This is a genomic window from Streptomyces bambusae (assembly GCF_019400985.1).
Taxonomy (GTDB): domain Bacteria; phylum Actinomycetota; class Actinomycetes; order Streptomycetales; family Streptomycetaceae; genus Streptomyces; species Streptomyces bambusae_A.
In genome coordinates this window covers 1-10,632 of the sequence record NZ_WTFF01000250.1, presented here as the reverse complement: position 1 = coordinate 10,632, position 10,632 = coordinate 1, and the positions used below count along the sequence as shown (strand labels likewise).

Here is a 10,632-nt window from a genome sequence, read left to right as displayed (position 1 = left end):
GGCCGGAGCCGGACCGGGGCCGGCCCCGGTCCGGCCCGGCCCGCCCGTCACCTCGGCACGTCACCGCGGCACACGCCGCCTCCGCACGCCGCCTCCGCACGCCTCCTCCGCGCACCGCCTCCGCACCGCCTCCGCACGTCGGCTCAGTACGTCACCGTGATCCGCCGCTGCACGCCGTCGACCCGGGCCAGGCCGCCGTACGGGATCACCACCTGCGGATCGGTGTGCCCGAGGTCGACGTCGAACACGGCGACGGCCTCGGGGGCGTACGCCGCCAGCGCGCGGAGCACCGCCTCCCGCTGCTCCTCGGCGTACCGCCGCCGACCCGCCCCGTCGCGCGGGTTGTCGAACGACCATGCCTTCGCCCGGCCCATCAGCAGGGCGGGGAAGCGGGCCAGCAGGCCCCGCTCGCCCATGTTCCGCAGGATCCGGAACACCTCCTGGGCGCTGGGCTGCTCCTCCGAGGTCTCCAGGAACAGCACCCGGCCCTCGTACGCCGCGGGGTCGCGCTCGATCTCCCGGTCCGCCATCAGCATCCAGGACAGGATCTCCAGGTTCCCGCCCCAGGTGCGGCCCTCCACGACCCGCTGCGGCCCGTGCCAGGTCCAACCGCCGCCGGGGCCCGTCTCCGGCTCGGCGTCGAAGGTGGCCGGGTCGGCCCAGTCCCGGTCGATGTCCCGGTACCGCTCGGCGGGGCGCAGCTCGTAGGGGCCCGGGGTGAACAGCGCTGCCCGCAGGGACTCCGCGGTCAGCGGGGCGAGGGCGCCCGGCCGGCCGAGCTCCGTCATCACACCGGCCCCGTGATAGCCGACGATGCCGAGGTTGTGCAGGAACAGGAGCAGGTTGGTGTTGTCGCTGTACCCGAAGAACGGCTTGGGGTTGGCCCGGATCAGCTCGCGGTCCAGCAGCGGCAGCAGCGTGATCTGGTCGTCGCCCCCGATGCTCGCGAAGACGGCCTTGACCGTCGGGTCGGCGAAGGCGGCGTGCAGGTCGTCGGCGCGCTCCTGCGCGGTCGCCCCCATCTTCCGCGTGGTCGGGTACTCCACGGGCAGCAGCCCGAACTCCTCGCGGAGCCGGCGCAGGCCCAGTTCGTAGGGCAGCGGGAGGATCTCCGGCAGCCCGGCGGAGGGCGAGACGACGGCGACCCGGTCACCGGGGACGGGCTTGGGCGGAGAGTCGGGTGTGATCATGACTGGACTGTAACCATGAACGGACTGCCGGAAATCATGAAGGGGTCATGAACGGATCATGAAGGGACGGCAGGGGCCCGCCCCGCGCCCCCACCCTCCTCACGGCACCCCACACCCTTCTCACGCCCTCCGGCCTCGCGCCTTCCGGCTTCACGCCCTCCGGCCTCACACCTTCCGGTACTCGTACGCCTCCACGGCCACCGCCTCCACGGCGTCCAGCGCGGCACCCGCGGACGCCGCGACCACCGCCGCCACCGCCCCCTCCACGAACGGCGCGTCCAGCAGCCGGGAACCCGCCGGGAGTTCGTCGTCCGCCAGCAGCGCCTTCACGGTCAGCACGGCACTGCCCAGGTCCGCCAGCAGCGCCACCCCGGCGCCCCGGTCCACCGCGCGCGCCGCCGACAGGATCAGCTCGGCGCTCGTCCCCATGCCTCCGTCGGCCGTGCCGCCCGCGGCGGCGACCGGGGCCGCCGGGCCGGACCCGGCCAGGCCGCGGGCCAGCGCCGCCACGGACTCGGCGACCTGCGCGCTGTGCGAGACCAGCACGACGCCGACCTCGCCCGTACCGAGCCCGCTCACGCCGCCTCCCCCGCCTCGGCAGCTCCGTCCGCCACATCCGCCACGTCCGCCACGTCCGCGAGCGCGCCGAACAGCAGGGCCGAGGAGGTCGCCCCCGGGTCCTGGTGCCCGATGCTGCGTTCTCCGAGATAGCTGGCCCTGCCCTTGCGGGCCAGCATCGGTACGGTCGCCAGCGCGCCGTTCTCCGCCGCGTCGGCCGCGGCCCGGTACGAGGTGGCCAGCCTCGCCACCCCCGGGACCAGGGCGTCCAGCATCGTCTTGTCGCCCGGAGCCGCCCCGCCCAGCTGGGCCACGGCGCCCACACCGGCGTACAGGGCCTTGCGCAGCTCCTCGTCGGAGACCTCGGCGGCCTCGCCGAGCTCCTTGCCGGTGCGGCGCAGCAGCGTCCCGTACAGCGGGCCGGACGCGCCGCCGACCGTCGAGATCAGCGTCCGCCCGGCCAGTTGCAGCACCGCGCCCGGGGCCGCGGGCGCCTCGGCGTCCAGCGCACCGCCCACGGCGGTGAAGCCGCGCAGCATGTTGCTGCCGTGGTCGGCGTCGCCGATCGGGGAGTCGAGCTCCGTCAACCGGTCCGCCTCCCGCTCGACCGCGGCGGCCGCAGCCGCCATCCAGCGAAGGAAGAACTGCGTGTCACGCACCTGGTCTCCTCATGCCGCCGCACACCGCCCGGGCCTGCCCGCCACCACCTTACGACCTGGGGTGCAATAGGGAGCGGCGTCGCGGCGTCCGGCACGGCCGCTCGCGGCGTTGCCGAAAGGCCCAAGTAGCTCCGCTACGAGGACCTTCCGCCGCCTTGCGATCGACCGCACCGGACGCCGCTCCTTGACCCACTCCCTATTGCACCCCAGGTCGTTACGTTCAGCGGCCCCAGCGCAGGGCGACGGTCTGCACGGGCGCGTCCCACAGCCGCAGCAGCTCCTCGTCCACCCGGCAGAGGGTGATCGAACAGCCCGCCATGTCAAGGGAGGTGACGTAGTTTCCGACCAGCGTCCGCGCCACCTCCACCCCGCGCCCGGCCAGCACCCGGGCCACCTCGCCGTGGAACCCGTACAGCTCCAGCAGGGGCGTGGCGCCCATCCCGTTCACCAGCAGCAGCACCGGGCCCGCGACCGGGCCGATGTCAGCCATCTCCTCCAGTACGGCGTCCAGCGCGACCTCGGAGATCTCCCGGGCCGTCATCATGGGGCGCCGCTCGCGCCCCGGCTCCCCGTGGATGCCGATCCCCAGCTCCAGTTCCCCGTCGGGCAGTTCGAAGGTCGGGCTGCCCTTCGCCGGGGTGGTGCACGCGCTGAGCGCGACGCCGAAGCTGCGCGAGCATTCGGCCACCCGCCGGGCGATGGCCGCGACCCGCTCCAGCGGGGCGCCCTCCTCGGCCGCCGCTCCGGCGATCTTCTCGACGAAGAGGGTGGCCCCGGTCCCGCGCCGTCCCGCCGTGTACAGGCTGTCGGTGACCGCCACGTCGTCGTTGACCAGGACCCGTTCGACCCGGATGCCGTCCTCCTCGGCGAGCTCGGCGGCCATGTCGAAGTTCAGTACGTCGCCGGTGTAGTTCTTGACGACGAACAGCACGCCCTGCCCCGCGTCGACCGCGGTCGCGGCCCGCGTCATCTGGTCGGGCACCGGCGAGGTGAAAACCTCGCCGGGACAGGCGGCGGAGAGCATCCCGTACCCCACGAACCCGGCGTGCAGCGGCTCGTGCCCCGACCCGCCCCCCGGAGACCAGCCCCACGTTCCCGCTCGCGCGCGCGTCCCGCCGTACGACGAGCCGCCGCTCCACGTCCACGTCCAGATCGGGATGCGCGGCGGCCAGCCCCCGCAGGGCGTCGGCGACGACGGTCTCCGGGCTGTTGATGAGCATCTTCACGGGTCACTCCTCGGACGGTTGCCGGTGCGGCCGACACTCAACATAGATCCGGCGGGGCAGCCGTGGGGGGCTAGCCGGGCAGGTGCCGCAGGAACCAGTCACGGGCGAGGTCCGAGACCGCCTCCATGGCGCCGGGCTCCTCGAAGAGGTGGGTGGCGCCGGGGACGACCGCCAGCTCGTGCGGGCAGCGCAGCCGGGCCGCCGCCTGCCGGTTGAGGTCCAGCACGAGCGTGTCGGCGCCGCCGACGACCAGCAGCGTGGGGGCGCGTACGTCGGCCAGTGCAGCCTCGGCCAGATCGGGGCGCCCGCCCCGGGAGACGACGGCCGCGATGTCCGCGGCCGGCTCGGCGGCGGCCGCGAGGGCGGCCGCGGCGCCCGTGCTCGCGCCGAAGTAGCCGACGGGCAGCGTGGTCCGCGCGCGCAGCCAGTCCGTGGCCTGGGCCAGGCGCAGCGCCAGCAGCGGGATGTCGAAGGTCTTCTCGCGGCTGCCCGCCTCGGCGCCGGTGAGCAGGTCGAACAGGAGCGTGCCCAGCCCGGCGGCGTTCAGGGCCTGGGCCACGCGCAGGTTGCGCGGGCTGGTGTGACTGCTGCCGCTGCCGTGCGCGAAGACGACCACGCCGGCGGCGTCGCGGGGCACGGTCAGCAGCCCGGGCAGCCGGACCGAGCCCGCCGTCACCTCGACGACCTGGCTCTCCGCCTGGCGCGGGCCGTGTGGGTCGTGTGGGCCGTGTGGGCCGTCCCCGTGCCGCCGGCTGGGCCCGGGGGCGTCGGCGGGGTCGGCGGAATCGGCCGGATCGGCCGGATCGGCCGGGTCGTCAGGGTCGTCCGGGGCATCCGGGCCGTCAGGGTCGTCCGGGGCGTCCGGGCGGCCTCGGGCTGTGCGGGCGTCGCCCTCGGCGAGCCGGGCCGCGACCTCGCCGTCCGTGGTCTGGGAGAAGTCGTCGTACCACTGGCCGACGGCCATGAAGTCGAAGGGCGTCGACAGGCACAGCACCTGGTCCGCGTCGTGCCGCAGCCGTTCCATGGCCTGCGGTGCGGCCACCGGGACGGCCAGGACGACCCGTGCGGCCCCTTGCGCGCGGGCCACCCGGCAGGCCGCTGCGGCGGTCGCGCCCGTGGCGATGCCGTCGTCCACGATCACCACGGTCCGACCGGTCAGCGGCACTCGTTCGCGGCCCTGCCGGTAGCGGGCGAGCCGGCGGTCGAGCTCGGTCCGTTCCCGTGCCTCGACCTCGGCGACGTCCCGTGAGCCGAGACCGGCGGCGCGGACGGTGTCCTCGTCGAGGACCAGGGCCCCGCCCTCGCCGAGGGCACCGAAAGCGACCTCCGGCCGGTAGGGGACGCCGAGCTTGCGTACGACGATCACGTCGAGCGGCGCGTCGAGCGCCCGCGCGACCTCGGCGGCCACCGGCACCCCACCGCGGGGCAGTGCGGCGACCACCGCTCCGCTCAGGTTCCCCTGGGCCGCCACCTCGGCGGCCAGCTGCCGCCCCGCGGCCACACGGTCCGTGAAGCGCATATGTCCATGGTCGGCTCGTCGCGGCCGGCCCGCATCCGCAGGGACGGCGGACCCGCCGGGGCGGCGTCCGCCGTCCCTCGTCGTCGGTCCGGCTGCGGCTCCGGTCAGCCCGCGGAGCGGAGCCGGCGGGCGCGGGAGCGCCGGATGTACAGCCCCACGAAGGCGCCGCCGACGGCGGCCACCGCCACCCCGGCGGTCGTCAGCCAGGCCACGTGGCCCGTGCCGGAGGAGGGCGCAGCGGTCGCGTGCCGGGGCTCGGCGGAGGGCTGCCCCGCCGGACCGGGGGGCGTCGCCTGGGGCTGTGCCTCCTGGGCGGGCTGCGCCTGCTGGGCGGGCTGGGCCTGCTGGGCGGGGGCGGCGGGGGCGGCCTCCACCGTGACGTCGCCTTCGGCGCGGCCGAGCGCGGGATAACCGGCCTCGACGGTGACCTTCCAGCGGCCGGGCGGGAGCGCCTCGGCCGTGCTCCAGCCGGCGGGGGAGACGGTGGTGTCGCGGACCAGCATCCACGGTCCGACGGTGCGGGCGCCGTCCGCGCTGACCGCGTTCACGGTGGCGGCGACCCGGCCCTCGACGGCGTCACCGTCGTTCTCCCAGGTGACGTCGGTGGTGACACGGCCTTCGCGGTGGCCGGTGACGGTCACCTTCAGCGTGGACCCGTGGGCGCTCGCGGCGGCGGGGAGGCCGAGGACGAGTCCGAGGGCGAGGATGAACGACAAGGCGGTGGCGGCCGCAGTGCGGTTCGGTCTGTGCATCGCAGTGCTCCGGATCGGGTGAGGGGGAGGTGCGGGGGAGTGGGGAAGCGGGAGGTGTGGGAGGTGTGGGAGGTGTGGGGAGGAGGCTGGGGACGGGAAGTGGAAGGCGGAACAGGACGAGGAAACGCAAGCAGAAGCGGAAGCAGAAGCGGAAGAGGAAGCGGAAGGGGAGGCGAGGGGAGGAGGAAGCGGACGGCGGGCAGGCGGGCCGCCCCGTGAACGGCCCGCCTGCCGGGGGGAGGGGGTGCGGGCGCACGCATGTGGCGCGTGCGCCCGCACCCGAGGGGCGTCCGCCCGGTCAGGAGGCCTTCTGGACCGTCCAGACCTGGGCCGGACGGCCGTCCGCCCGCTGGAGTTCGAGCAGCACGGCGCCGTAGTACGGGCGGTTGCTCACGGCCAGCGCGAAGGAACCGCTGCGGTCGGCGACGGTGCCCGCCCCGCCGCGCCCGGACACCTTCCACTGCTGGGCGGTGGAGTTGGTGTCGCACGGCTGCTGGGCGACCCACATGCCGGCCGCGGGATTGCCGCCCGGCTGGAGGCACTTGCCCGAGGACGCCGACCGGATGCGTACGAACCCGCCGCCCGCGTCGTCGAAGAGCCACTGCTGGTGCGCGTAGCCGGTGCCACGCGAACCGACCAGGACCGAGCCGTCGGCCGAACGGCCGCCCCACAGCTCGGCGTTGACGCCGGTGCTGCCGTTGCTCAGCAGGTACTTCGTGTTCGGCGCGGTGGTGTCGCCCGCGCCCGTCGTACGGAAGGTCGTGGCCTTGCCGGGCCCGCTGTCGCGGCCCGAGGCGTCACGCACCGAGACGGCGACCTTGTACTCCGTGCCGGGCTGGAGGTTGTAGATCCGCAGCACGGTGCCCTGCACCCACGTCAGGTGCTTGCCGCCGAACACCACCTGGTACCAGGCCGCGCCCTGCACCTGCGGCCAGCTCACGACCACCGAGTCCGCCCGGATCTGGCCGACCGTCACGTTCGGTCCGGCGCCCGGCTTGGTGGTGGGCGTGGGCGTGGGCTTGGAGGTCGGCGTCGGCGTCGGCTTCGGGTTCGGGCCGGGGTCGGTGCCGTTGCCGCCCTTGGACTTCATCAGGAACTGGTTGTCCGCGATGTTCCAGTGCGTGGCCAGGTAGCTGCCGGCCTTGGGGCTGGTGTGGAAGTAGTCGTCGTGGTTGCAGTCGAGGATGTTCTCGGACGCCTTGTTGGTGCAGACGTTGCGCATCTGCGGGTAGTACGGCGTGTCCGAGTAGCACATCACGTCCCACTCGTCCGTGCAGTGGGCGCCCCGGCTGGTGTTGGGGGCGCTGTTGTTGACCGCTCCCAGGTTGTGCCCGAGCTCGTGCGCGGCGGTGTGGCCGCCCCAGCAGCCGGCGTCGGTACGGCCGTAGGACGGGCCGAAGTTGCTGAGGTTGTTCTGGCCGGGGCGCTCGTCCCCGTTGAAGGTGCCGATGCCGCAGTAGACCTGCGAGTCCGCGAAGATCATGTACTTGCGGTCGCGGCGGTCGAGGCCCTTGGCCGCCAGCGCGCGGTTGGTGGCGCTGAACTCGCCGAGGGCGGAGCCCGGCAGCTCGATGCTGAGGACGGTCGGCGTGCAGTCCGCGTTCGTCACGTAGCGGATGTGGCGCACACCGCCGGTCTCCTGGGCGCTGGCCGCGTAGATCATGTCGGCGTCGGCGGCCCACTTGCGGAAGGACGCGGCGTACTGCGAGTACCGGTCCTGGCCGGGCGGGTGGACGTAGACGACCTGGACGCGGTTGCCGGTGCTGCCGTCGCCGTCGCACTGGACGGTCTGGCCGGCCGGTCCGGCCGCGGGCGTGCTGCTGCCCTGTCCGCCGGCGGCGGCGGAACCGGAGGGCGGCGGAGCGGCGGCGGCGCTGCCGCTCGCCGCGGTCCTGGCGGCGACGGAGGGCGCGTCCTGAGAACGCCCGCCTTCCTGCGTGGGCGCCGGGTCCTCGGCCGCGGGCTTCGCCGGATCGGCTGCCTCGGCGACCGCCTTGACCGCGGGCGCGGTGTCCTTCTTGATGTCGATGCCGCTCGGGGCGGCGTCGGGGCCGTGCGTGCACAGGCCCGTGTCGGTGCTGTAGACGCCGGCGCAGCGGTCGCCCTTCGGCGCGACCTTCAGCCCGTCGTAGACCATGCCGCGCGCCGGCTCGTTGGACGGCATGGCGCTCAGCGGCTCGGGATCCTTGTCCCGCGCCGGGGCAGCGGCCGGTTCGATCGTGTCCTGCGGTCCGGACAGCGCCAGCGTGGACGGCGCGTCGTCACGGCCGGCCTCATACGCGACGCCCCCCGCTATCGCCGCCGCCACAGCCATGGCGGCAGTGATGCGTATGAAACGGCCGCGAGGCTTTCGCTGACGCGGATTCAGTCTTCGATGCCTGGACATGCACCCCTCATTTCTCAGGTCAGGAGAGTGGGTGCGCGGAAGCCTGCCAGACGAGATCACCGGAGAATTCGGACAAACGGGTTCCGCGTCAAAGAATCCGTTCCGTTACCTGGTGGCTCAATTTGACGAACAGTCAACTTGCTTGAAAATAAGGCCAGTTACGCGCGTCGCGCGGCAATGGTCCAGGCCATTCTCTCGATGTCGTTATCGAATCGAGATAGTCTCCGAATGCTTATTGACGCCAATTCAGTAGAACGTTCATCTGTCGATTACCTCGCGAATTAACGCCGTTACGAGCGGTGAGGGTCCATCAGTTAGGGCGCGGCACTGCCGTCGCCGGGTCCGCCGGCCGGGTCCGCCGGCCGGGTCCGCCGGCCGGGTCCGCCGGCCGGGTCCGTCGGCCGTTCCGCCGGCCGTCGGTCGCTGTCGGCCGGCCGCCCCTCCGACGCTGTCCGGTAATCGGCTCCGTACCGGGCACTGTCTGACATATCGTCGGATCGTGATCCACCTCCCCCTGGCCGTGCCCGCCCTCGTCGTGCTGTTCTGCACCGCCACACTGCTCTTCACCGTCCTGCGCGCCCGCCGGCTGAAGGCGGCCTGGAGCAGTGGCATCGAGGTCACGGGACGGTGCGTGGGCGGGCATGCCGTCGAGCGCAGGGGCCGGGGGAGCGCCGGCTCGTCCCGCGCGTACCGGCACGTCTACGCGTTCACCACGCCCGACGGCCGGTCGCACCGCTTCGTCGAGGGCGGCGGACCGGCGACGACCGTGCCCGGCGACCGGGTCGTCGTCCGCTACCCGGCCGGCCGCCCGGACCGTGCGACCGCACTGGCCCCGAGCCGGGGCGCCACGGCGGTCACCATCGGGGTCGTCGGCGGGTTCTGCGGCCTGCTGGCGGCCGCCGCGATCGTCTTCGCCGTCATGTACGAGATCCGGCTCGCCGACGGCCGCACCGCCGAGCACGGCCCGACCGGCCTTCCGACCGGCCTTCCGTCCGGCCTTCCGTCCGGCATGCCGTCGTGGGCCCCGGGCGCTGCCGACTTCAGGGCGCCCTGAGGCGATCCGCGCCGAGTGGACGCTCCGTGCGCGGGCCGAGTGCACCGACGGGAGCCGGGCGACCGGACGGAGCAGTGCGGTGGCCACCGGACCCGGGACGAGGACCAACCCGGCCTCGTGGAACCGGCCCAGGACGGAGAAGGCCCCGTACGCGGCGGCGCCGACCGCGATCAGGTGCCAGGCGTGGGCCGCGGCCGTGCAGGACCGGTGACACCTGGGGCTCCCTGCCCGTCGACGTACCGTCGGCGGGGGACCACGCCATGCCGCCGGGCGCGCGTTCGCCCGACCGGGTCCGCGTGCGGCCGCCCGCGCGGTGCCTGCCGCGCCCGGCCCGCGGCCCCGGTGAGGATCGGGCCCATGGGCGTCGTCCTGCCGGTCCTCTTCGCGCTGTTCGCCGCGGTCAGCAACGCGCTGGCCACCGTCCTGCAGCGGCGTGCCGCGCTCACCGTCCCGCAGCACCGGGGATTCCGCCCCAGCCTGGTGCTCGACCTGCTGCGCCGGCCCGTCTGGGTGGTGGGGATGCTGGCCGTGGTCGTCGCCGGGGCCGGGCAGGCGGCGGCGCTCGCCACCGGCCCGCTGTCCCTCGTCCAGCCCCTGTTCGTACTGGAACTGCCGCTCGCCCTGCTGATCGCCTCGCTCGTGTGGCACCGGCCGCTGCCCGGGGCGGTGTGGCCGGCCGTGGCGGGCGTGGTCGTCGGGCTCGGGGTGGTGCTCGTGGCCGCCGCGCCGACCGGCAACCGCACCCACGTGCCCCTGGACCGCTGGATCCCCGCGCTCGTCGCCTGCGGGGCCGCCGTGATCGCACTGGCCGCGGCCGGCCTGCGGCGCCCGCCGGGCCGGGCCCGGGCGGCCTGCCTGGGCGCCGCCACCGCCATCTGCTACGCGCTGACCGCGGGCCTGATGAAGTCCTCGATGCATCTGCTCGGCACGGGCGGGCTCGTCGGATTCCTGTCCGGCTGGCAGACGTACGCCTTCGCCGCGAGCGGGATCTGCGCGCTGCTGCTGCTCGAACACGCCATGCAGGGCGGGCCGCTGGTCGCCTCGCAGCCCGCCCTCACCCTCGGCGACGCCGGCCTGAGCCTGCTGCTCGGCGTCCTGCTCTACGAGGAACACGTGCGTGCGGGCTGGTGGCTGGTGCCCCAGCTGCTCGGCGTCGCCGTGATCGCCGCCGGAGTCCTCGCCCTGTCCCGCAGCAGCCGCGACCTGCCGGTTCACTGACCGCGGGCGCGGGTCGGCCCGGGTGCCGGCGGCGGCGCGGACCTGCCCGAGCGCGGGCGGCGGCCGCGAC

The 10,632-nt window shown here is 74.5% G+C and carries 9 protein-coding genes and 1 pseudogene; 3 read left to right on the top strand and 7 right to left on the bottom strand.

The genetic code is table 11. The annotated features are described in order from the left end of the window. Positions 1–143: 143 nt before the first annotated feature. The 7 genes and pseudogenes from GPJ59_RS27045 to GPJ59_RS27015 all read right to left on the bottom strand — a co-directional run bounded on the left by GPJ59_RS27045 (position 144) and on the right by GPJ59_RS27015 (position 8,218). Positions 144–1,190: a S66 family peptidase gene (locus tag GPJ59_RS27045; protein ID WP_219670314.1), complete on the bottom strand. Its 1,047-nt coding sequence runs from the start codon at positions 1,188–1,190 to the stop codon at positions 144–146. 165 nt (positions 1,191–1,355) lie between these two features. Further along, entirely contained in the window at positions 1,356–1,769 is a 414-nt protein-coding gene (locus GPJ59_RS27040) for a PTS fructose transporter subunit IIA (RefSeq protein ID WP_219670313.1), read from the bottom strand. Continuing rightward, complete coding sequence (gene dhaL, locus GPJ59_RS27035; protein WP_219670312.1) at positions 1,766–2,407, bottom strand: dihydroxyacetone kinase subunit DhaL; 642 nt, start codon at positions 2,405–2,407, stop codon at positions 1,766–1,768. Before dhaL ends, GPJ59_RS27040 begins: the two co-directional genes overlap by 4 nt. 220 nt (positions 2,408–2,627) lie before the next feature. Next, positions 2,628–3,633, bottom strand: a pseudogene (dhaK, locus tag GPJ59_RS27030) (dihydroxyacetone kinase subunit DhaK). 70 nt (positions 3,634–3,703) lie between these two features. Beyond that, positions 3,704–5,152 (bottom strand): phosphoribosyltransferase family protein, encoded by a 1,449-nt coding sequence (locus GPJ59_RS27025; RefSeq protein ID WP_219670311.1) that lies wholly within the window; start codon positions 5,150–5,152, stop codon positions 3,704–3,706. 104 nt (positions 5,153–5,256) lie between these two features. After that, the gene (locus GPJ59_RS27020; RefSeq protein ID WP_219670310.1) at positions 5,257–5,904 is read right to left on the bottom strand and encodes a hypothetical protein; all 648 of its coding nucleotides are present in this window, start codon (positions 5,902–5,904) and stop codon (positions 5,257–5,259) included. Positions 5,905–6,202: 298 nt separating this feature from the next. Then, on the bottom strand, positions 6,203–8,218 hold the full coding sequence (locus GPJ59_RS27015) for an RICIN domain-containing protein (RefSeq protein ID WP_258024977.1): 2,016 nt from the start codon (positions 8,216–8,218) through the stop codon (positions 6,203–6,205). Between the two features lie 571 nt (positions 8,219–8,789). On the opposite strand from GPJ59_RS27015, the gene GPJ59_RS27010 reads away from it, so the two are divergent. From GPJ59_RS27010 to GPJ59_RS27005, 3 genes are all read left to right on the top strand, one after another. Then, positions 8,790–9,344 carry a DUF3592 domain-containing protein gene (locus GPJ59_RS27010; RefSeq protein ID WP_219670309.1) on the top strand — a complete coding sequence of 185 codons (555 nt, stop codon included), beginning with the start codon at positions 8,790–8,792 and terminating at the stop codon, positions 9,342–9,344. A 79-nt stretch (positions 9,345–9,423) separates the two neighbouring features. Further along, the gene (locus GPJ59_RS37835; protein WP_258024976.1) at positions 9,424–9,555 is read left to right on the top strand and encodes a hypothetical protein; all 132 of its coding nucleotides are present in this window, start codon (positions 9,424–9,426) and stop codon (positions 9,553–9,555) included. A 146-nt stretch (positions 9,556–9,701) separates the two neighbouring features. After that, the gene (locus GPJ59_RS27005) at positions 9,702–10,562 is read left to right on the top strand and encodes a DMT family transporter (RefSeq protein ID WP_219670308.1); all 861 of its coding nucleotides are present in this window, start codon (positions 9,702–9,704) and stop codon (positions 10,560–10,562) included. Positions 10,563–10,632 lie beyond the last annotated feature (70 nt).